At 28.2% G+C, this 21,215-nt stretch carries 24 protein-coding genes; 12 read left to right on the top strand and 12 right to left on the bottom strand.

Translation table 11 applies throughout. From position 1 onward, the window contains the following. Positions 1–19: 19 nt before the first annotated feature. From FPD38_RS00970 to FPD38_RS00960, 3 genes are read left to right on the top strand one after another with little or no spacing between them, the layout of a single operon-like run. Positions 20–661 carry a DedA family protein gene (locus FPD38_RS00970; RefSeq protein ID WP_147554939.1) on the top strand — a complete coding sequence of 214 codons (642 nt, stop codon included), beginning with the start codon at positions 20–22 and terminating at the stop codon, positions 659–661. Further along, positions 634–1,410 carry a threonine/serine exporter family protein gene (locus FPD38_RS00965; RefSeq protein ID WP_147554938.1) on the top strand — a complete coding sequence of 259 codons (777 nt, stop codon included), beginning with the start codon at positions 634–636 and terminating at the stop codon, positions 1,408–1,410. The genes FPD38_RS00970 and FPD38_RS00965 overlap by 28 nt, the downstream gene beginning before the upstream one ends. Continuing rightward, positions 1,407–1,910 carry a threonine/serine exporter family protein gene (locus FPD38_RS00960; protein WP_147554937.1) on the top strand — a complete coding sequence of 168 codons (504 nt, stop codon included), beginning with the start codon at positions 1,407–1,409 and terminating at the stop codon, positions 1,908–1,910. The genes FPD38_RS00965 and FPD38_RS00960 overlap by 4 nt, the downstream gene beginning before the upstream one ends. A gap of 3 nt (positions 1,911–1,913) precedes the next feature. Here FPD38_RS00960 and argS read toward each other — a convergent pair whose 3' ends face one another. The 12 genes from argS to mnmG form a co-directional block, all read right to left on the bottom strand. After that, positions 1,914–3,509 carry an arginine--tRNA ligase gene (gene argS, locus FPD38_RS00955; RefSeq protein ID WP_147554936.1) on the bottom strand — a complete coding sequence of 532 codons (1,596 nt, stop codon included), beginning with the start codon at positions 3,507–3,509 and terminating at the stop codon, positions 1,914–1,916. A gap of 19 nt (positions 3,510–3,528) precedes the next feature. Then, positions 3,529–3,765 (bottom strand): twin-arginine translocase TatA/TatE family subunit, encoded by a 237-nt coding sequence (locus FPD38_RS00950; protein WP_147554935.1) that lies wholly within the window; start codon positions 3,763–3,765, stop codon positions 3,529–3,531. Between the two features lies 1 nt (position 3,766). After that, a complete protein-coding gene (gene gmk, locus FPD38_RS00945) occupies positions 3,767–4,381 on the bottom strand; it encodes a guanylate kinase (RefSeq protein ID WP_147554934.1) in 615 nt (204 codons plus the stop codon). Continuing rightward, positions 4,378–5,520, bottom strand: a complete 1,143-nt coding sequence (locus FPD38_RS08110; protein WP_187153071.1) for a hypothetical protein — start codon at positions 5,518–5,520, stop codon at positions 4,378–4,380. Before FPD38_RS08110 ends, gmk begins: the two co-directional genes overlap by 4 nt. A 60-nt stretch (positions 5,521–5,580) precedes the next feature. Then, a complete protein-coding gene (fliR, locus tag FPD38_RS00935; RefSeq protein WP_147554933.1) occupies positions 5,581–6,351 on the bottom strand; it encodes a flagellar biosynthetic protein FliR in 771 nt (256 codons plus the stop codon). Next, positions 6,338–6,973, bottom strand: a complete 636-nt coding sequence (locus tag FPD38_RS00930) for an ABC transporter ATP-binding protein (RefSeq protein ID WP_147554932.1) — start codon at positions 6,971–6,973, stop codon at positions 6,338–6,340. The genes fliR and FPD38_RS00930 overlap by 14 nt, the downstream gene beginning before the upstream one ends. Before the next feature lie 2 nt (positions 6,974–6,975). Beyond that, entirely contained in the window at positions 6,976–8,052 is a 1,077-nt protein-coding gene (tsf, locus tag FPD38_RS00925) for a translation elongation factor Ts (RefSeq protein WP_147554931.1), read from the bottom strand. After that, a complete protein-coding gene (gene rpsB, locus FPD38_RS00920; protein ID WP_147554930.1) occupies positions 8,052–8,837 on the bottom strand; it encodes a 30S ribosomal protein S2 in 786 nt (261 codons plus the stop codon). The genes tsf and rpsB overlap by 1 nt, the downstream gene beginning before the upstream one ends. Before the next feature lie 173 nt (positions 8,838–9,010). After that, complete coding sequence (locus tag FPD38_RS00915; RefSeq protein ID WP_147554929.1) at positions 9,011–10,138, bottom strand: c-type cytochrome; 1,128 nt, start codon at positions 10,136–10,138, stop codon at positions 9,011–9,013. Between the two features lie 2 nt (positions 10,139–10,140). Next, entirely contained in the window at positions 10,141–11,385 is a 1,245-nt protein-coding gene (locus FPD38_RS00910; protein ID WP_147554928.1) for a cytochrome b, read from the bottom strand. 1 nt (position 11,386) lies between these two features. After that, positions 11,387–11,890: a ubiquinol-cytochrome c reductase iron-sulfur subunit gene (gene petA / locus FPD38_RS00905; RefSeq protein WP_147554927.1), complete on the bottom strand. Its 504-nt coding sequence runs from the start codon at positions 11,888–11,890 to the stop codon at positions 11,387–11,389. A gap of 170 nt (positions 11,891–12,060) precedes the next feature. After that, on the bottom strand, positions 12,061–13,911 hold the full coding sequence (gene mnmG / locus FPD38_RS00900) for a tRNA uridine-5-carboxymethylaminomethyl(34) synthesis enzyme MnmG (RefSeq protein WP_147554926.1): 1,851 nt from the start codon (positions 13,909–13,911) through the stop codon (positions 12,061–12,063). 103 nt (positions 13,912–14,014) lie between these two features. Here mnmG and ribE point away from each other — a divergent pair, with 103 nt between their 5' ends. The 9 genes from ribE (at position 14,015) to FPD38_RS00855 (ending at position 21,211) form a co-directional block, all read left to right on the top strand. Further along, on the top strand, positions 14,015–14,623 hold the full coding sequence (gene ribE, locus FPD38_RS00895) for a riboflavin synthase (RefSeq protein ID WP_147554925.1): 609 nt from the start codon (positions 14,015–14,017) through the stop codon (positions 14,621–14,623). Beyond that, on the top strand, positions 14,587–15,258 hold the full coding sequence (locus FPD38_RS00890; protein WP_147554924.1) for a purine nucleoside phosphorylase YfiH/LACC1 family protein: 672 nt from the start codon (positions 14,587–14,589) through the stop codon (positions 15,256–15,258). The genes ribE and FPD38_RS00890 overlap by 37 nt, the downstream gene beginning before the upstream one ends. A 1-nt stretch (position 15,259) precedes the next feature. Next, the gene (locus tag FPD38_RS00885) at positions 15,260–15,466 is read left to right on the top strand and encodes a hypothetical protein (RefSeq protein ID WP_147554923.1); all 207 of its coding nucleotides are present in this window, start codon (positions 15,260–15,262) and stop codon (positions 15,464–15,466) included. A gap of 1,480 nt (positions 15,467–16,946) precedes the next feature. Then, entirely contained in the window at positions 16,947–17,537 is a 591-nt protein-coding gene (locus FPD38_RS00880; protein ID WP_187153070.1) for a bacteriohemerythrin, read from the top strand. Positions 17,538–17,610: 73 nt separating this feature from the next. Then, on the top strand, positions 17,611–18,171 hold the full coding sequence (locus FPD38_RS00875; protein WP_147554921.1) for a bacteriohemerythrin: 561 nt from the start codon (positions 17,611–17,613) through the stop codon (positions 18,169–18,171). A 10-nt stretch (positions 18,172–18,181) separates the two neighbouring features. Further along, positions 18,182–18,403, top strand: a complete 222-nt coding sequence (locus tag FPD38_RS00870) for a YlcI/YnfO family protein (protein WP_147554920.1) — start codon at positions 18,182–18,184, stop codon at positions 18,401–18,403. 112 nt (positions 18,404–18,515) lie between these two features. Beyond that, positions 18,516–18,953 carry a c-type cytochrome gene (locus tag FPD38_RS00865; RefSeq protein ID WP_147554919.1) on the top strand — a complete coding sequence of 146 codons (438 nt, stop codon included), beginning with the start codon at positions 18,516–18,518 and terminating at the stop codon, positions 18,951–18,953. 14 nt (positions 18,954–18,967) lie between these two features. Beyond that, complete coding sequence (locus FPD38_RS00860; protein ID WP_147554918.1) at positions 18,968–20,080, top strand: ABC transporter substrate-binding protein; 1,113 nt, start codon at positions 18,968–18,970, stop codon at positions 20,078–20,080. A 12-nt stretch (positions 20,081–20,092) separates the two neighbouring features. Continuing rightward, positions 20,093–21,211 carry an ABC transporter substrate-binding protein gene (locus tag FPD38_RS00855; protein WP_147554917.1) on the top strand — a complete coding sequence of 373 codons (1,119 nt, stop codon included), beginning with the start codon at positions 20,093–20,095 and terminating at the stop codon, positions 21,209–21,211. Positions 21,212–21,215: the final 4 nt, after the last annotated feature.

Here is a 21,215-nt window from a genome sequence, read left to right as displayed (position 1 = left end):
TTTTATTTTAGGGAAAATAATGCTTGGAGAAATTGTAGATTTTTTACTTACACTAGCAAAAGATTGGGGTTATCTAGGCATTATCTTTTTAATGTTTATTGAAAGTTCTTTTTTTCCATTTCCTAGCGAAGTGGTTATGATTCCTGCGGGTTATTTGGCTCATCAAAATGAATTAAACTTTTGGATTTGCCTTTTTTGTGGAACATTTGGAGCACTTTTAGGGGCTTTATTTAATTATTATCTTTGTTATTTTTTAGGACGCAATGTGGTTTTAAAAATATGTAAATATTTTGGCATAAACGAAGAAAAATTTCATAAATTTGAAGTATTTTTTAACAAACACGGAGAAATTTCAACCTTTACAGGCAGGCTAATCCCTGGTTTGCGCCAATACATTTCACTGCCTGCTGGACTTGCAAGAATGAATTTAAATAAATTTATTTTTTACACAAGCTTGGGCACTGGAATTTGGTGTTTGATTTTACTTATATTAGGATATATTTTAGGAAAAAATGAAGATTTAATAAAACAATATTTACATTTAGTGATTATAGCTTGTCTAGTTTTTGTTGCCATTATGATAGCAATTTATATATTTTTTCAAAAAAAAGAAAGTAAGCCAACTAAACAAAAATGCACAAACCAAATATCCAAGAATTAACCAATTTTTTAATTTCTTATATAACCATATTTTTAGGAGCTGGAACTTATACAGCAAGAGTTGCAAAATGCGTAGATAGGATAGCTCGTGCTTATGACTATGAAATCAATATGAATTTTTTCTTTCATCATACTGCAATTAATATTTATGATAAAGAAAATAACTCCAATCAAAGAACTTTTATCATTCCCAATAATTATAAACATATAAATTTTAAAATCATTTTAGAATTAAGCGCTTTAAGCTGGCAAATTTACGATCATAAATACAATTTAACACAAGCAAAAAAATCATTTGAAAAAATAATCCAAACAAAAGAAAATCCTATACTTTTAGATCTTTTTTTAATTTCTAGTGCTAATGCTGCATTTTGCAAGCTTTTTGGCGGGGATTTATATGGATGTGTTTTTGTATTTATCGCAACATTAATAGGATTGAGTTTAAAATTTATACTTACTAAAATAAAAATAGATTTAAGAATTCAATATATCATATGTTCATTTATTTCATCTTTGATAGTATTTATAGGAGTTGATTTAAATCTTATCAAAGATCCTAATGTAGCACTTGGATCAAGTATTTTATATCTTATACCTGGAGTTTATTTTATCAATTCAATTGTAGATATTTTAAAAGATCATATTTTAATGGGACTTAGTCGTATTATTAGCGTTGCTATTTTAATTTGCTGCATAGCTATTGGAATTTACACAACTTTAAGCATTAATAATTTTGGAATTTTACAATGATTGATTATAGCTCTATACTTTGGGATATGTTTTTTGCAGCACTTACAGGATTTGGCTTTGCATATGCTTACAATCCTCCACTTAGAACACTTTTTTTATCTGCATTATTGGCTGCATTTGCTCATAGTTTGCGTTTTACCTTGATAAATTATTTTAATTTTCAAACTCTTGCTATAGCTACATTTATTGCCTCATTTGCCATAGGATGCATAGGTTTAATTTTGGCAAAAATTTTTAAAACACCTGCAGAAATTATAGCCTTTCCAGCTCTTATACCTATGATACCTGGAATTTATGCCTATAAGGCAATTTTATATCTCATAAGCTTTATAAGATCAGATGATACTATCATTAAAACAGAAGCACTTATACAATTTTTTGATTATTTTTTTACCACTCTTTCAGTTACATTAGCTTTAGCCACAGGAGTAAGCGTAACTTTGCTTTTATTCTTCGAGCAAAGCTTTATGATGACAAGAAATATTAAAAAACACGATTAAAAATTAATCGTGATTCATTTTATTTTTAGCTTCAATTCCCATTAATGCAAATGCAGTTTTAATACTCAAAGCACAAACCGCAAAAAGTTTTAAAAGCTCATCTTCATTTGATGAACCAACAACTTTGTTTTCATTATAAAATTTATGAAAAAGTGCTGCTAAATTTTTTAAATAATCAGGAATTTTTTGCAAAGCCCTACTTTCAAACGCATCATGCAACACAGCTTTTAAATTCAAACTTTCAAATAAAAGATTCATTCCATCTTCATTTAAGGTTTGAATTTTTACATCTAAAATATCCTCTATATTTTTATTAGCCTTAGCAAAAACTTGATGAATTCTTGCATGTGCATAATTAATATAATAAACAGGATTAGAACTATCTTCTTTTTTAAATTCATCTACATCAAATTCTAAATGCGTATCGCATTTTTTACTTAAAAATATATATCGTAATGCATCACTACCAAGTTCTTCTAAAACATCACTCATTAAAATAAAATTACCAGCTCTTTTGCTCATTTTATAAGGCTGACCATTTTTTAATAAAGACACCATTTGAGCTAAAATGATTTCTAAATTTTTCGCATCAAACCCTAAAAATTCCATAGCTGCTTTTATTCTAGCTATATAACCATGATGATCAGCTCCCCAAATATTAATACATTTAGTATAAGGCCTACTCATTTTATCTTTATGATAAACTATATCAGCAGCTAAATAAGTACCCTTACCATCATCTTTAATAATCACACGATCTTTTTCATCGCCTTTTTTAGTAGAAGCAAGCCAAATTTTTTCTTCTTTTTCATAAGTACCATTGTACATCTTTAGTGCTTCTAGGGTATTTTGCAATTGAGAATAATAGCTAGTTTCACTAACATAAAAATCAATATAAATTTTAGCATCAGCTAAATTTTGCTTAATCAAATCAAGCATTTTATCTTTAGCCCAATTTGCAAGTTCAGGTATATTTTCATCGATAAAAAAAGTTTTATCAAAATTAACAAAAGCTTCTTTAGCAATATCTACAATATATTCACCTTTATAATACTCTTGGGGATATTGCACATTTTCTTTTAAACAGTGTTCTTTTACAGCAAGCAATACTGATAAACCTAAAAGATAAATTTGATTACCTGCATCATTTATATAATATTCTGTATCAAATTTATATCCTAAATGTCTAGCAACTCTTGCCAAGCTATCTCCAAAAATAGCACCTCTTGCGTGACCTATATGCAAAGGACCTGTAGGATTTGCACTCACATATTCAAGTAAAAAACTTTCATTTTTTAAATCATCTTTTGCAAAATTCTTAGGATCTTTTAAAGCTTTAGTAGATAAAAAATCCAAAAATGTTTTTGAAAGTTTAAAATTTACATAACCATTAACAGCTTCAACACTTTCAAAATATTCACAATCTTGCAATTTTAAAACAATATCTTGCGCTATTAACATAGGATTTTGCTTTAACTCTTTAGCCAAAGAAAAGGCTAAAGGAGTTGCAAAATGAGCTAAATTTTTATTTTTAGGATTTTCTAAAATAAGATCCCTACCAAGTTTTTCTTTAATTGCTTCATAAATTAAAGTTTTCAAAGCTTGCCTTTATGTAAAATTATACTTTTTTTATATCTTCATTCTCTTTTATAACAGCATCTTTTTCACCAACTTTTTCTATTTTTTGAGCATTATCCTGCGATAGTTTTTTATCATCTTCAGTATTCATTTCATCTTTAAAAGTTTTAATACCTTTTCCTAATCCTTTTGCAAGTTCTGGTATTTTTTTGGCACCAAATAATAAAACCACTATAAGAAGTATAATCAGCCATTGAGTTCCACTTGGCATATGCATGCTAATCTCCTTTATTCCATTGGATTTGAATTTGTTCTAAATTGAATTTTTTACTTTTGATTTTAGATACTTCAAACACAGCTTCTAATTGCTTATAACTTGTTTCAAGATCTTCATTAATAATTAAAAAATCATACTGAGATAAAAATTTCATCTCCTCACTAGCATTTTCTAATCTCTTACCAATATCTTCTATTTTATCAGTATTTCGCTTAAGTAATCTTTTTTCAAGCTCTTTTTTATTTTTAGTGGTAACAAAAACAGAAGTGATAAAATTTGACATCTTTTCTTTTACTATACAAAAACCTTGGACATCAATATCAAAAATAACACTCTTTCCATCTTCTAAAGCTTTTTTAATGGGAATCAAAGAAGTGCCATAATAATTTTTATGTACCAATGCCCATTCTAAGAATTCTCCATTTTCTATACCTTGCTTGAATTCAACTTCACTAATAAAATGATAATCTACTCCATTTTTTTCATTTTCTCTTGGAGCTCTTGTAGTGCTTGATATAGAAAAATAAATATTTTCTTTTTCTTTAAAAAGTCTTTGTAATAAAGTGCTCTTACCAGCGCCACTTGGACCAGATATAATTAAAATTTGGCCACTCAATTTTTATTACTCTCATCAAAACTAATGTTAATATTTATATTCATTTTCATACCTTTTAATGCTGCTTTTAAGGTATCATCGGTAATGCTTGAAGTAATTGTTTGGGCTATGCTTTTGCTTAATTCATCAACCATTTCTTCATTATTCTCAACATCTTCTAAATCACTAATGTGATTATTCATTTTAACATCATCTTGTAAATTTACATCATTAGATGTTGTTTCTCCTAGAGCCATCTTGATTTCTTCTTCACTTAAAGAAGCAAAATCATCTTGTTCATTTTTCATATTTTCATCCATGTTAATAAATTCACCCATTGTTTTTTCATCCAATTCTTCTAATTCCTCATCAAGCTCATCAATAGCAGCTAATTCTTCTTTTATCTTATCTTGAGTACTAATTTCTTCATCAAAAGTAAAATCTTCTTGAATATTTTCATTTTTAGACTCAAGTAATTCTTCTACTTGCGGCTGTTCATCATCTAAATTTTCATCTAAATTTTCATCCTCATTGCCAATAAATTTCGCATCTTTTGGAATATCGTCAAAATCCACTTCTTTTTCACCAAGTTCTTCCACCAATGGTTCTTCTAAATCATTAATATTTTGTAAATGCGCGGCATTTTCTTCTACATTTTCTTCTACATTTTCTTCTACATTTTCTTCTACATTTTCTTCTACATTTTCTTCTACATTTTCTTCTACATTTTCTTCATCTAAATTTAAATCTTTTAACAATTCATCTGTATCCAACAATTCATCATCTTCTAAAATTTTATCCTCATCAAAACCAAGCAATTGCTCATCCAAATTATTATTTGATTGTTCTTGCCCCGCTCCACTAAATTCTTTAATTCCACCTAATAACTCTATAAAATCAGTAGGTAAAAAAGGCTTATATAAACACTCTATATCTTCTTTTTTTTCTTGATTTCTTGGTAATAAATAAATCAATCTATCACATTTTGTTTTAAGTTCATTTAAATCAACATCATTATCATGATCTACGATGATAATATCATAATGCGAAAGTTCACCTTCAATATCTGCAAGTTCTTCAAAATCATAACCAAGTTTTTGCACACCCAAACTTACTAATTTAGACACAGCAACATTAGAATTTATAAGTAAAACTTTCATTCACTTCTCCTAAAAACTTAAAAAATGTGTTATTCTAAAATATTTTTAATTATTTATTGCTTATAGATTAAAAAACAATAATTCAATATGTTCAAAACTTTTCATTATTAAATTTTTAAAATACTCCATCATTACAAGCAAAATAGCTATTAATACGGCAAATGATAAAAATATTTTTATTGGATATCCTACAACTAATAAATTAAATTGAGGCATTGTTTTCATAAGCATACCAAAAATTACATCTGATAACAAAGAAATAGCCAAAATAGGAAAAGCCATAGAAAAACCTAAAACAAAAATATTAACCATAGCTTTATTTAAATAAAGCATTAAATTTTCATGCGGGTAAAATCCGCCTAAGCTGATATAATCTAAAGAATTTGATATGAAAAGCAATACCAAATGATGTCCATCAAAAGCTAAAAAAAATAATAATGCTAATAAATTCAACACTTGAGAAATCACTGGAGTATTAGCCCCGGTTGATGGATCAACAATGCTAGCCATAGAAAATCCCATGGTAAAAGATACTTGTTCCCCTGCCATTTGTAAGATGGCAAAAACCATTTGTAAAATCAACCCTGCAATTATTCCAAACAAAACCTCACCTAAAAGAAAAAATATAAAAAAAGAATCGGGAGTGTTTCCTTCTACTTTTGCCAAAGGAAATAAAAACATAGTTAAAAATAATGCCAAAGTAGTTTTGATGACTATAGGAATACTATTGTGAGAAAAAAAAGGAAAAAAAACAAACAAACCGCTCATTCTTGCAAAAAGCAACATGAAAGCAACTACATTTTGATCACCTAAATACTTAACAAATTCCATGATTTCCTAAATGAAAAACAAAATCACATTTTTTTGCAAGTTCTTGATCATGAGTAACAAATACCAAAATCGCATTATGATTTTTAACATAATCAATCAAAATTTCCATCACATTATGGGCATTTTTATAGTCTAAATTTCCAGTTGCTTCATCAGCAAAAATAATTTTAGGTTTTTTACTTAAAACTCTAGCAATGCTTACTCTTTGCTGTTGGCCACCGCTTAATTTTGTAATTTTTTGCTCTAATAAATCATCTATACCTAACTGCCTTAAAAACTCATAATCAATTTCTTGCTTACTTAGAATACTAGCTAATTCAATATTTTCAAAAGCAAAAAAACCTTTAAATAAATAATGTGTTTGAAAAATAATTCCAAATTCATTTCTGCGAATTTTTAACAACTGCTCTTCTTTGAGTTGATATATATTTTGATTTTTATAAAAAACATTTCCAATTTTTGGTTTTAATAAAGTAGAAAATATATGCAAAAGAGTTGATTTGCCACAACCACTACTTCCTTGTATAGCAATACAATCTCTTTCACACAATGATAAATTCAAATTTTCAAAAAGCGGATATTCAAAACTATGTCCTAAATTCTCCGCTTTTAAAATTTCCATAATTAGCTCATTTGCGCAGCAACTTCAGCAGCAAAATCTTCAGTTTTCTTTTCTAAGCCTTCACCTACTTCAAAACGGATGAATTCAACTATTTTTATACTTCCGCCAAGTTCTTTTTCTTTTTCAGCAATAACTTGCTCAATAGTTTTTTTATCATCCATTACATAAAATTGACCCATTAAAGTAAGTCTACTATCAAGCTGAGAATTATCAGCAATAAAGCTATTCATCTTACCAGGAATAATATTATCCCAAATTTTTTCAGGTTTCCCTTGTGCTTTAAGTTCTGCTTTAATATCCTCTTCAGCTTGTTTTAAAATAGCTTCACTAAGTTGCTTTCTGCTTGCAAATTTAGGAATTTTATGTTCAGGTTTGTTTGGATCTTTTAATCTTCTTCTTTCCTCGTTATCTTTTTCGAGTTCAGCTGCTAAAGCTTTGTATTCATTTTCTATAAACTCCATATCTAAATCTTCATAAGATAAATAGCTAGGTTTCATAGCTGCTATATGCATACAAATATGTTTTAAAAATTCTGAGCATTTAGAAGCGGTAGCTTCACTATCACAAGCTGCGGCAATAACAACACCAACACGACCATTAGTATGAATATAGCCATTTACCACACCATTAGCACTTGCTTTTAAAGTAGCAAATCTTCTCACAACTAAATTTTCGCCTATAGTTGCAATTTGACTTTTTAAATATTCTTCAAATTTCACTCCATTAATTTCACTAGAGTGTAATTCTTCAACACTTTGAATATTTCTAGTTTGAATATGACTTGTAGTATCTTTAGTTAAAGCGATAAATTGTTCATTTTTAGCAACAAAATCTGTTTCTGAATTAATTTCACTAACAGTTGCAAATTTAAAATCATCGCTTACTTTTACACTAACCAAACCTTCGGCTGCTAAACGATCGGCTTTTTTTTCTGCTTTACCAAGACCTTTTTCTCTTAAAAGTTGAACTGCTTTTTCAAAATCACCATCTGTATCTTTCAAAGCATTTTTACAATCCATCATACCTGCGCCAGTGCTTTCGCGCAGTTCTTTTACCATTTGTGCAGTGATTTCAGCCATTATTCTTTATCTCCTTCAAAATCTTCTTCACTCATAGCTTCTTCTAAAACTTCTTTTTTTTCTTCTTCGCTAATTGGTAATTCTGTTTGTATATCACCATCTTGCTCTCTTAAAGCCTTCCCTTCATTAATTGCTTCAGCCATCTCTTGGCAAAAAAGTTGCACTGAACGAATAGCGTCATCATTGCCTGGAATCGGAAAATCAACTAAATCAGGATCACAATTTGTATCTAAAGGAGCTATTACAGGAATTTTTAATCTATTTGCTTCTTGCACTGCGATTTTTTCTTTTACTGTATCTATTACAAATATCATATCAGGTTGAGTTTTCATATATCTAATCCCACCAAGATATGCCAATAATTTTTCTTTTTTTCTAGTAAGCATTAAAGCTTCTTTTTTTGTTAAAAGCTTGATACTTCCATCTTCTTCCATTTTTTCTATAACTTCTAATTTTCTAATTGATTGACGAATGGTGCCAAAATTAGTCATCATACCACCAAGCCATCTATGATTAACATAAGGCATACCACATTTTTCAGCATATTCTTTAATAGCACCACCAGCTTGTTTTTTTGTTCCAACAAAAAGTATAGTTTTACCTTCAGCTGCCGCATCACGAACAATATTATATGTGTATCTAAAATATCTTAAGGTTTTTTGTAAATCAATTACATATATACCTTTTCTTTCGCCAAAAATAAATTTTTTCATTTTTGGATTCCATCTTCTAGTTTGATGTCCAAAATGAACACCACATTCTAATAAATCTCTCATGCTTACCATGATTTTCTCCTTGTTAAATATTTTAGGTTTATTCCTCCGCATTCATTAAACCAAATAAGCAACCTAAATAAGGAAATTAATGCGTGTGAAATGAGAAAGTATTTTATCTAATTTTGTTTATATTTAGCTTATTGTAAAATAAATAACGCTAAAAAGCGTTATTTTTTAAATTTTTAATGAAGTTTTGACCAAACAGATCTTTTCCATCCAATAGCAAAAATACTTAAGATAGCAAAGAAAATCATAATATAAATTCCAGTTTGCTCTCTCTCTTCTTTTTTGCTATCACCAACTTTTTCAAGATAATCAATAACTTCTTCTTGAGCTTTTTCATTTAAACCTACTCTAGGCATAGCTGTGCCATGAATTTTCTTTTGAGGTTCATTAATAAAAATATCAAGATAATCTCTTCCTTTAGATCTAATCATCATTGATAAATCAGGAGGTGTCATACCAAGATAATTTTTCAAATCATCCATATTTGAACTAGAAACAAACCCATCATATTTCACATCATGACATCTTCCACAAGCATTTTCAAAAACTTGCTTATCTTTTGCAAATTGAAGTTCTTTTGCTATTAAAGAATTCTTAGCTTCTTGGGATAATTCTTGATTTTTAGCATATTTTGCTTCTAATTCTTTTTTTGTTGTATCTTCAAAATCTTTTTCATATTTAATAGCAGTATCTTTTAAAAATGCTATTAAATCAGCCAAATCTTGTCCATCTTTAGTATCATCTCCACTTAAAGGATAAGCAGGCATTAAAAAAGGTTTTTCATCATTAAATTTATGTGAAATTTGCATAGCTTTAACTGGATCTATAATCAACGCAGCTAAAAATTTCTCATCATAAATACTACCTGCATCACTTAAATCAGGTGGAGTAACACCCAAAGAAGAATCTGTAATACTAGCTGGAATTCCTGCAGCTTTTACACCATGACATGCTATACAATTTCCTTCAAAAATTTCTTTACCCTTTTGCACGTTTGCTTTTGAAAAATCAATTTTTGAAATTTTTTCCCACATTTGTTTAGTGCTTTGTTCTTGACTTTGTAAAAGTTCTAAAGCTTTTTGTGTAGCAATAATAGCTTTTTCATTACCAGAAGCTTTAGCTTCATCTAAAGCCTTTGTTTTAGCTTCAATTTCCTTTTGAAAAAATTCTTCATCAGCTTTTGCAAAATCAAAATTTGCAGGAGTTGAATGTGGATTCATAACCGAATGTGCAAATGGTTCAACCCCCCAGTATACCAAAGCTGTAAAAAATACAACTACGAAAAATATTTTTAATTCTCTCATTATTAGCCCCTTTTTCTTTCCATAATTGTAATAATTGGCAATACTACTAATAACAACAATAAAAATACCATAGATGCATAAAATCCTATCCAAGCATTAATACCAGTTGGAGGAAGTTTTCCATATATTGTTAATACAATCATGTCTATTAATAACACCCAAAACCAAATAAAAAACATCGGTCTTTCATGTGCTGGTTTTACTATATCACTTCTATCAAGCCATGGTAATAAGAAAAAGATAATTTGCGCTATACCAAATGCAGCCAAACCGATATCAAAAGCTTTTATACTTCCAACATCAAAGAAAAATCCTCTTAATACTTCATAACTCCATAAAAAATACCATTCAGGATAAATATGTGCTGGAGTTTTTAATGAATTTGCAGGTTCAAAATTTATAGGATCCATAGCAAAATTGAATTTAAAACTAACCAAATAAAAGAAGAAAATCATAAATAACGAAATATACATAAAATCTTTTGCTAAAAAGCCTGGCCAAAAAGGTATAACCTTAGAACCTTTAGTATCACCAGCCAAATATCTCTCAGCTTCTAAATCAAAGTCAATTTCTTCTGAAATTTCATTATTAACATGAGGAATTCTTAACGAATAAAAATGAAAAGCTATAATACTTAAGATCACTATAGGCAACAAACAAACATGAAGCATGAAAAACCTTGTTAATGTTGGATCTGAAACTGCATAATCACCCCTTATCCAAATAACAAGTTCAGGACCTATAAAAGGAATACCTCCAAATAAATTGGTAATAACTTGAGCAGCCCAATAACTCATTTGTCCCCAAGGTAACATATAGCCACTAAATGCTTCTGCTGAAAACACAACAAACAATAGCATACCACTTACCCAGATCATCTCACGACCTTTTTTATAAGATCCATAATAAATTCCAGTAAGCATATGAATATAAATAATCAAAAACACAATTGAAGCGGCCACACCGTGAATATGACGCCAAAGCCAACCATACTCAACTTCTTGCATAATAGTTTTATTTACACTATCAAAAGCCAAAGCTACATCGGGTTTGTAATACATTACCAAAAATAAACCTGATATAAAAAGCATTGCAAAAAGTGTTGTCAAAATTACACCCATTGCCCATAAAAAATTAATTTGTTTTGGTATCCAATATTGCGCCATTAAAACATTAAAAAGCTTATTTACAGCTAATCTTTGATCAAGCCAATCAATAATACCAGTAGCTTTTTTAATTTGTGCCATATTAAGCTTCCTCCATCATTTTTTTATACTCTGGACCTTCTTCCCCTAAAACCAATTTTGTTCCCTCTATCCTAAAAGGTGGGATATCTAAAGGTCTTGGAGGCGGACCAAATACATTAACTCCATTAACATCAAATTCTCCACCATGACAAGCACATTTGAATAATCTTTCACTTGGAGCATAAGCTGGAATACAGCCTAAATGAGTACAAAGACCAATAACAACAGTGTAAGCAACATCACCTACAACCACATCTCTTTTACTATCTTTTGCCATATCTGCATCTTTTTTGAGAATAAAAATTGGCTTTTTACGCCATTCTATTGTCCTCAATTCCCCTTCTTTCATGCTTGAAAGATCTACAGTTGTAATCCCCGCTGCTTTAACACTTGGAAGTGGATCCCAAGTCTTTTTCATTGCAACTAATGAAAAAGCACCTCCCACAGCAGCTACTGTTCCAAAAGCAAATCCCATAAAGCTTCGCCTACTCTCAGATGTAGCCATATTACTCCCTTATTTTAAAATTATTTTTCAATGTAAAAAGTAAGTAGTGTATCGTAAAAATAATAAATTTTTTCTTTTGCAAAAGCCTTATAAATAAGATTTAAATGGTATTATTTAAATTGATTTTAGTTGCGAGATTTAAAATAATTTAGACATTATAATTATCTAAATTATTTTTTCATTTTAATATATATGTATAAAATATCTAATGCAGCAGGAGTTATACCACTAATTTGCGAGGCAGCAAAAATAGTAGGTGGGTTAAATTTTTGTAATTTTTCTACAACTTCATTGCTTAAACCACTTACTTTATTAAAATCAAAATTTTCAGGAATTTTAACTTCATGCAAATGTTTCATTTTATCTATCTGAGCTTTTTGCATTGCTATATAATGATAATACTTTGCTTCATTTAAAATTTCATTTAATGAATATTCATCCATTTTTTCAAACATTTCACTTAAAGCTTTTAACTTATCTATAGTAAAGCTTGATCTTGCAACAATTTTTTGCAAACTTACTATGGAAGAAATTTTTTCTTCATTGATACTTTGTAAAAATTCATTGTTTTGATTGCTTGGAGTCCAAGAAGTTTCTAATAAATATTCTAGTCCTTTTTGAACATTTTGTTTGATATGATTTATATATGAAAATTCTTCATCATTTAAAAGGCCAAAATTATATCCATACTCTCCAAGTCTTAAAATAGCATTTTCTTCTCTTAGTAAAAGCCTATATTCAGCTCTTGAAGTAAACATTCTATATGGTTCTTTTGTGCCCTTAATTACCAAATCATCAATCAATACTCCTATATAAGCCTCATCGCGTCTTAATACAAAAGGATCTTTTTTTTCAATGGCCAAAACCGCATTAATCCCGGCCATAAATCCTTGCGCTGCTGCTTCTTCATAGCCTGTTGTACCATTAATCTGACCAGAACAATATAAATTTTTAATCTTTTTAGTTTCTAAAGTGTGCTTTAACTCGGTTGGATCAATATAATCATATTCTATAGCATAGCCAAAACGCGTAATTTTAGCATTTTCAAAACCTTCAATACTTCTTAGCATAGCAATTTGCACTTCATAAGGCAAAGAAGTAGAAAGCCCATTAATATAATATTCTGTCGCATCTTTAGTTTGAGGTTCTATAAACAAATGATGACTTTCTTTATCTTCAAAACGATTAATTTTATCTTCAATAGAAGGACAATATCTTGGTCCTATGCCTTCGATTTGACCTGTAAATAACGGAGCTCGATAAAAATTATTTTTAATAATTTCATGTGTTTTTAGATTGGTTCTTGCTATATAACATGGAAGCTGATTAGGAGTAAAATTTTTTGTTTTAAAACTAAAGGCCTTAGGATTTGTATCACCGTGTTGAATTTCTAATACATTAAAATCAATACTTTTAGCATCAACTCTTGGACAAGTTCCCGTTTTTAATCTTCCTATTTTTAAACCACTTTGTTTTAAATATTCTCCTAAATTTATTGAAGCAAGTTCCCCCACCCTACCTGCTTGAAGCTTTTTTTCTCCTATATGGATGAGTCCATTTAAAAAAGTTCCTGTTGTAAGGATAATTTTTTTTGCAAAATATGTATTATCTAAATTAGTTTTTACACCTTTAACAGCATCATTTTCTATAATCAAAGATACAACTTGTTCTTGTGAAATTTCTAAATTTTGTAGTTTTAAAAGTTTATTTCTAGCACAAATTCTATAAGCATCCATATCAATTTGTGCTCTACTTCCACGAACTGCCACTCCTTTACTTTCATTTAAAATTCTAAATTGAATTCCAGATTCATCGGTGATTTGTCCCATTAAACCACCCATAGCATCTAGTTCTTTTACCAAGTGCCCTTTAGCTAAACCTCCTATGGCAGGATTGCAACTTGCTGCACCAATTTGCTCTATTAAAGTCGTTAAAAGTAAAATTTTTTTACCCATTCTAGCAGCAGCTGAACTAGCCTCTATACCAGCATGGCCACCGCCTATTACAATCACATCAAACATATTTTGCCTTTATTTTCTAAAAAGGCAAGGATTATATAATATTTTACTTAAAACTAAATTTATAACTTTTGGATAAAATTAATTAAAAAATCAAGGTTTATCAATGTTTAACGGGCTTATTAGAGAGTTAGCTTTTGTCAAATCTTATCAAAATAATACACTTACGCTAAATGCTAAATACAAACCAAATTTAGGCGATAGCATCGCTGTAAATGGTGCATGTTTAAGCGTAACTCAAATTTATCATAATGGATTTAGTGTAGAGCTTTCTTATGAAAGCAGGACCCACATAGCTATAGAAAATTTTAAAGATTATGTTCATATAGAACCTGCTTTAAAATTTGGAGATAGACTTGATGGGCACTTAATGCAAGGACATATTGATGCAATTGGAGAAATTATAAAAATACAAAATAACCAAAATGGAATTGATTTTTATATTAAAGCTCCTAAAGATATAATGATGTTGATTGCAAATAAAGGTAGTATAGGTATAGATGGAGTTAGCCTAACAATTAATGAAGTTTTTGATGATTCTTTTCGTTTAACCATCATCCCTATAACTTTTAAAGAAACTTTATTTAAAAAATATACCATAAAAAGAAGAGTAAATATAGAAACAGATCTTCTAGCTCGTTATATTTATAGACAAATTCATCATAAAGAAACACTCACATGGCAACAAATCGATCAAATTTCATCACTTTATTAGAAAATGATTATGTAAAAGCATTTGTTGCTTTTGATAAAGATTATAATATTTTCAGAGAAAATATTATCCATCATAGCGTATTTGAATTTGATACTAATATACAAACTTGCGTTTTTTTAAATCAAATTCATTCTAATATAGTTAGTGTTTATAATGATGATTTTAATATAAATTGCGATGGAGTGGTCAGCCCTTTAAAAAAGACTGCTTTGTGTATTTCAAGCGCTGATTGTTTGCCTTTGCTTTTATATGATGAAAATAAAAAAATCATTAGCGCTTTACACTCAGGAAGAAAAGGTTGCTTCGAAAATATTTTAAACCAAGCAGTGTTAAAAATGCAAACAAAATTTCAAAGCAATCGCCAAGATATCACTTTAATCATTTCTGCAGGAATTTGTGGGTTAAATTATGAGATAAATGGAGAAATTTTAGACTTTGCTCAAAAGAATTTTTCTAATTTTTTAGATAAAAACAAACTTGATTTAAAAAAAATGGTTAAATTTCAAGCAAATGATTTAGGTATAGAAAAAATTATAGATATTAACATTTGTACTTTTGATGATGAAAGATTTTTTTCTTATAGAAAAAATCAAACTCCAAAACGCATAGCAAGTGTGATTTATTTAAAGGATTAATATGTATGAAATAAAAAATTTACAAGCTTTAAAAATTTTACAAAAAGCAAGAGAATTTTCAGATAATGATCTTAGCAATGAGCTCTTAACCACACAAATGTTAAATTATAATATCAACCCGCTCAATAAACAAGATAGCCAAGAAATTACAAATTTTATCAACACTCTCATAATAGCAAAAGAAAAAGCTAAAATGAGCAATAAATAATCAATTTTTCCAAGTTAATATAAAACAAGTTTCTTCTTTAAGTTTGCTTTAAACTTCTATATTTATATAGTGCTCATCACATATTTTTTTTAACCAAAGAAAATCCTATACTAAAACCACCTTGATCATTATTAAACCTCATATAACGATCAAAGATTTTACTCAAATTTGTTTCAGAAATTCCACAACCACTATAATCATTAGTCTTTCTTTGTATAAATTAATCTCTATGTGTCCATTTTTTATATTATATTTTATAATATTACTTGATTATCAAACATTATTAAAAAATTACTCTTTATTGATTAAAATTTAACCTTCATATCGCAAATCAAGCTTTAAAGTAATATTTTTGCTCTAAAAATATTTTAAATATTCTATCCTTTTTAATAATTAAAGGTTTTAAAAATCTGTTCTTTATTAGAAGAACAAGCTTGATAAAAATTTAAAAAAGTAAAATCTTATTTTTTCGAACTTTATACACTCATAAAATCACACTAATTGAAGTATTAATCTCGCAAGTAGTAATCTTTAATAAAATTATTTAAAAATTTACCTTAATTTTTAGAGGTTTTAGAGTAAATTTTAAAATAAAATACCATATAATACCCAATATAAACTAAAGAAAAAATCATCGTAAAAATAACTTTAAACCTAATAGAGTGAAATATCACCTCATTGTGTCAAAACTCTCAAAATGATTAACATCACCTAAAATATCTAAATTTAAATTTCTCAACAAAATCTTATTTAATCTTGCATTAGCAATATAAATCAATTTCTTATCATAAATATCGACATTATCTAATTTAAAAAGTAAAGTTTATACAAGAAAATCCAAATTTTAAAAATACGCTTTTATCTTATCCAAAATAGCAAATTTGACAATTAAAAAGTTGAGTAATAGCTGGAATACTGATATTTATAAGATCAAAATTTTTTATTTATATTACAATAAGACAGTATCCTTACCTTATTTTATATACCAAATCCAAAACAAAATGTCAATTTACTACCTATATTAATAAGGTATAAAAAAATCAATTATCAAGGCAATTTTTTAGTTTCTTGCAATACAGGAATCTCATACCTTTTTGGTTAATAATACTATCTTTGCCTAAAAAATTTTAGTATAAACTCTTAAACCAAACTCACTTAACTTTTGATTATAATCCTAAATTTCTTCAAAAATACAAGCAGTCTCTATAAATTTTCCTTTATTTTTGCAAGCAAAGATAAAAAGTTTTAATTCTTTTAAAGGTAAAGATAATAGCTTATATTTTAAAAATTTACTGACAATAAATTTAATTAAACAATATCATCTTATAATAATAAAAAATTTTTACGCAATTTTTAGCTTTTTTGATATTAGCATTATTAAAAAAACCATCTTGTTTATACGAATTAAAATGAATTTATAAAAATTAAAGCCTATTGTTTATAGAATAATTTAAGTTGTATTTAATGATTTAGGATGATTATGTTGCCAGAATGGGATCAAAAATATAGCGTAAATAATGAAATTTTAGATGCTCAACACCAAAAGCTTTTTAAATTAGCAGCAAAAGTTGAAGAAATGTCTGATAGAGCTATTTATCAAATCGAACTTAAAAAAATCATTGCTGATTTTTTTCATTATATAAAATTTCATTTTGATGAAGAAGAAAATTATATGCAACAAATTAATTATCCATATATCGAACAACACAAACTAATGCATAAAAAAATCACAAATACCATGGTAAAACTCATCAAAGAAGTAAAAACCACTAATGATTTAAAAGAAAAATTAAACACTATTGTAAGCTCATGGCTAATTGAACATATTATTCAACATGATATCATGATAGAACATTGGTATAAAAGCACTCAAAACAACAATAAAAATTCTAACAACATCAAAGAAGAAAATAAAACTAATTTTTTCGTATATCATTGTGCTTGTGAAGGAAAGAAACACAAAGTTTCTTATGATATTCATTTAAAAATTCAATATACTAAAGCTAATTTTAAATGTAAAGAATGTACAGGTAATCTTACATTTTCTAAAGAAGAAGAAATATTTACATAGAGATTTATGATATAATTATAATTATAATTATATTTATAATTAAAATATAATTTAAAATAAATAAGGGATTAATATGCTACCTAAATGGTGTGATAAATATAGCATACACAACAAAGCAATAGATGAACAGCATAAAAAACTCTTTGAACTTGCCGCAAATGCCGAAATGATTTCAGACAAACCTATACACAAAGGTCAAGTTAAATTTTTACTAGCCGATTTTTTTAACTATATGAAAGAACACTTTTCTGATGAAGAAAAATATATGGCAAAGATTGGATATCCTGATCTTGCAAATCATCAAAGAATTCACAAAAGCATTATACAATCAATGATTGAGCTCATTCAAAACATAAAAAGCACAAATGATTTAAAAGAAAAATTAAATATTATTGCGTCAAAATGGTTACTTGAACATATTTTAAAAGAGGATATGAAAATAGAACAATGGCATCAAGAACACTTAAAAAAATCACACCCTAAACACAATGTAAATACGCAAAACACTTATGAGTATATTTGTTTGTGTAAAGATAAAATTCATAAAGTATCTTATGAAATTCATCAAAAAATTCAAACTACAAATGCAAATTATAAGTGCAAAATTTGTCAAGAATACATAAAATCAAAATAAAGGTTGCAACATGAATAAACGCTGTACTTTTTCATTATCTCAAAATTTATTTGATCGCTTAGATAAAACAGCTAACATTTCAAAAAAGAAAAAAGCTCAAATTTTAAGAGATGCTTTAGAAAATTACCTAGATGAAATGGAAGATTTTGCTCCAGCTATAGAAGCTTTGGAAGATTTAAAAGGTGGTGATAGTAAAAAACTTGATAGTATTATCAAAAAATTAAAATGCTAAAAATTAACTTTTGACATAACATTATTTTAAAATATTTGTATCTATAAAGTTAGTGTTTATTTTTTTTAGATATAATTAAAGTTTATTTTATAATCAAAGTAAGGTATATTTTATGTTGCGATTGGCTTTATTTATCTTTGCACTAACTAGTTCCTTGATAGCTTTTAATGTAAAATCTTTATTAACATATACATTTAATGATAATGTTAGTTATAACATGCAAAAAGCTAAAAAAATATACTTTGAAAATAAATGTAATGTTTGCCATGGTGACAATGGAGAAAAAAATGAGTTTGGCAAAAGAGCTATAAAAGATTTAACTCCTGCGCAAATTAAAGGCTTATTAAAAGATTATGCAAATGGTTATTACCAAAATTCAAATGTAGATAGCATCCAAATGGGAATTTATGCAAGAAAATTAAGTGATGATGACATAAACCATATCATTGCCTATTTAAAAGGTCAAAATTTTTCTATAGAATTAAACCAAGAAGATTTACTAGAAGAAGAACCAAAATCCAAAACCAAACACGGAACATTTTTAAAATAATTTAAGGAGTATTCATGAAAAAGAAACTTATACTAGCTAGTCTATTTTGTACAGGCGCAATTTATGCAGCAGAAGTAAAAATAGGTGTTATTTTACCACTAACTGGTCCTTTGGCTGCTTATGGACATGATGTATATGAAGGTGTTAAACTTGCAAATACCCTTAATCCAAATTTAAAAAATGGTGATAGTGTAAAAATCATAGCTATTGATACAAAAGGCGATAAAATCGAAAGTGCTAATGCGGCAACTAGGCTTATATCTCAAGATAAGGTTTTAGGCTTAATCGGAGAAGCAGTTACTCCAAACACCATGCAAGTAATATCTATAGCTGAAGAAAGAAAAATTCCAGTCATTGCACCTGTAGCTTCAGGTGATAAACTTTTAGATAAAAAAACTTATGCAAGTAGAGTTTGTTTTATGGATAGTTTTCAGGGTGATAAATTTGCAAACTATGCTTATCAAACTCTAAATTTAAAAAGTGTTGTGATTATAATTGATCAAAGCAATGTTTATTCTTTAGGTCTTGCAAGAGCCTTTGAAAAAGAATTTAAACAAAATGGTGGTAAAGTGCTTAAAAAACTTACCATCTCTTCAGGGGATAAAGATTTTAAAGCTATAGTTTCTCAATTAAAAAATATAAATCCTGATTTTGTTTATATGCCAATTTACCATCCAGAAGCAGCATTAATTGCTAGACAAGCAAAAGCAGTAGGTTTTGATAAACTCTTAAGCGCAGGAGATGGAGTAAATAATAAAACATTCATCGAACTTGGCGGAGATGCTGTAAATGGAGTAGTTTTTACTGATAGTTTTGATTACAATAATCCTCCGACAAAACTATCTAAAGATTTTATACAAACTTATGAGAAAAACCATAATACAAAAGAACTTCCAGCGTTTTCAGCTATGGGAGCTGATGCATACTATGTGATGACAAATGCAATGAATGAATGTCAAAACAATCTCACTCCAGAATGTATTAATAATAAAATTCATTCTACACTAAATTTTGAAGGTGTTGGTGGAGTTATAAGTATAGATAAAAATGGCAATGCTAGTCGTTCTGTAGTTATTAAAGAAATACAAGAACAAAAGCAAGTATATAAAACTATTATTAATCCTTAAAAGGGAAAAATTATGAAAAAAATTAATATTGCTATATTATCTATTATAGCCGTAGCAAGTATTATACAAGCAAAAGAGATTAACATTGGCGTAGTTCTTCCTTTAACAGGAGCAACCGCCGCATATGGACAAAGTGCTTTAGATGGTATAAAAATTGCAAATTCTATGAAAAATACTCTTAGCAATGGCGATAAAATTAATCTTGTAGTAGTTGATACAAAAGGTGATAAAATCGAAAGTGCTAATGCTAGCACGAGATTAGTTTCACAAAATAAAGTTCAAGCTTTAATTGGAGAAATGATCACGGCTAATACTTTACAAGTTATAAGAATTGGTGAAGAAAAAAAGATTCCCGTTGTAGCTCCCGCTGCAACTGCAGATAAAATTTTAAACAAAAAACTTTATGCAAGTAGAGTTTGTTTTATGGATAGTTTTCAAGGTTCGTCTTTAGCAAATTATATTAAAAATAAGCTCCAATACAACAAAGCGGTTATAATTACCGATCAAACAACAGATTATTCTTTAGGTTTAACTAGAGCTTTTGAAAAAGAATTTAATAAACAAGGTGGAAAAATTTTAGATAAATTTAGAATTACAGCTGGAGATAAAGATTTTAAAGCAATTATCTCTCAAGTTAAAAATTTAAATCCTGATTTTATATATCTTCCAGTTTATTATACCGAAGCATCTTTATTTGCAAGACAAGCAAAAACTATGGGTGTAAATATCCCTATGGGTTCAGCAGATGGAGTTGCAGATGAAACTTTTATCAACTTAGCTCAAGATGCTGCTGAAGGATATATTTTCACTGATAGTTTTGATTATAATAATCCTCCAACTAATTTATCTAACGAATTCATACAAGCATATGAAAAAGAAAAGAAAAATAAAGAAGTTCCAAATTTTAGTGCAATGGGAGCTGACGCCTATTTTGTCATATACGAAGCGATGCAAAAATGTGTCAATAATCTTAACGCAGAATGCATTAATGATAATATACATTCTACTTTAAATTTTCAAGGTGTAAGCGGAGTTATAAGTATAGATAAAAGTGGCAATGCAACTCGATCTATTGTAATTAAGTCAATAGAAAATCAAAAGCAAGTTTACAAAGATACAATTCTTCCTTAAGAGG

This window comes from Campylobacter volucris (assembly GCF_008011665.1).
In the GTDB taxonomy this organism is placed as follows: domain Bacteria; phylum Campylobacterota; class Campylobacteria; order Campylobacterales; family Campylobacteraceae; genus Campylobacter_D; species Campylobacter_D volucris_A.
The sequence above is the reverse complement of the archived record's forward strand: the minus strand, read 5'-3'. Positions and strand labels throughout refer to the sequence as shown.

Bases quoted from the DNA above. Each gene is read 5' to 3' on its own strand.
- FPD38_RS00855 (WP_147554917.1), top strand. From the start codon at position 20,093: ATGAAAAAAATTAATATTGCTATATTATCTATTATAGCCGTAGCAAGT.
- FPD38_RS00950 (WP_147554935.1), bottom strand. From the start codon at position 3,765: ATGCATATGCCAAGTGGAACTCAATGGCTGATTATACTTCTTATAGTG.
- FPD38_RS00880 (WP_187153070.1), top strand. From the start codon at position 16,947: ATGTTGCCAGAATGGGATCAAAAATATAGCGTAAATAATGAAATTTTA.
- FPD38_RS00910 (WP_147554928.1), bottom strand. From the start codon at position 11,385: ATGGCACAAATTAAAAAAGCTACTGGTATTATTGATTGGCTTGATCAA.
- FPD38_RS00885 (WP_147554923.1), top strand. From the start codon at position 15,260: ATGTATGAAATAAAAAATTTACAAGCTTTAAAAATTTTACAAAAAGCA.
- FPD38_RS00875 (WP_147554921.1), top strand. From the start codon at position 17,611: ATGCTACCTAAATGGTGTGATAAATATAGCATACACAACAAAGCAATA.
- tsf (WP_147554931.1), bottom strand. From the start codon at position 8,052: ATGGCTGAAATCACTGCACAAATGGTAAAAGAACTGCGCGAAAGCACT.
- FPD38_RS00865 (WP_147554919.1), top strand. From the start codon at position 18,516: ATGTTGCGATTGGCTTTATTTATCTTTGCACTAACTAGTTCCTTGATA.
- FPD38_RS00970 (WP_147554939.1), top strand. From the start codon at position 20: ATGCTTGGAGAAATTGTAGATTTTTTACTTACACTAGCAAAAGATTGG.
- fliR (WP_147554933.1), bottom strand. From the start codon at position 6,351: ATGGAATTTGTTAAGTATTTAGGTGATCAAAATGTAGTTGCTTTCATG.
- FPD38_RS00890 (WP_147554924.1), top strand. From the start codon at position 14,587: ATGGCAACAAATCGATCAAATTTCATCACTTTATTAGAAAATGATTAT.
- mnmG (WP_147554926.1), bottom strand. From the start codon at position 13,911: ATGTTTGATGTGATTGTAATAGGCGGTGGCCATGCTGGTATAGAGGCT.
- FPD38_RS00965 (WP_147554938.1), top strand. From the start codon at position 634: ATGCACAAACCAAATATCCAAGAATTAACCAATTTTTTAATTTCTTAT.
- rpsB (WP_147554930.1), bottom strand. From the start codon at position 8,837: ATGGTAAGCATGAGAGATTTATTAGAATGTGGTGTTCATTTTGGACAT.
- FPD38_RS00915 (WP_147554929.1), bottom strand. From the start codon at position 10,138: ATGAGAGAATTAAAAATATTTTTCGTAGTTGTATTTTTTACAGCTTTG.
- petA (WP_147554927.1), bottom strand. From the start codon at position 11,890: ATGGCTACATCTGAGAGTAGGCGAAGCTTTATGGGATTTGCTTTTGGA.
- FPD38_RS00960 (WP_147554937.1), top strand. From the start codon at position 1,407: ATGATTGATTATAGCTCTATACTTTGGGATATGTTTTTTGCAGCACTT.
- ribE (WP_147554925.1), top strand. From the start codon at position 14,015: ATGTTTAACGGGCTTATTAGAGAGTTAGCTTTTGTCAAATCTTATCAA.
- FPD38_RS00870 (WP_147554920.1), top strand. From the start codon at position 18,182: ATGAATAAACGCTGTACTTTTTCATTATCTCAAAATTTATTTGATCGC.
- FPD38_RS00930 (WP_147554932.1), bottom strand. From the start codon at position 6,973: ATGGAAATTTTAAAAGCGGAGAATTTAGGACATAGTTTTGAATATCCG.
- FPD38_RS00860 (WP_147554918.1), top strand. From the start codon at position 18,968: ATGAAAAAGAAACTTATACTAGCTAGTCTATTTTGTACAGGCGCAATT.
- FPD38_RS08110 (WP_187153071.1), bottom strand. From the start codon at position 5,520: ATGAAAGTTTTACTTATAAATTCTAATGTTGCTGTGTCTAAATTAGTA.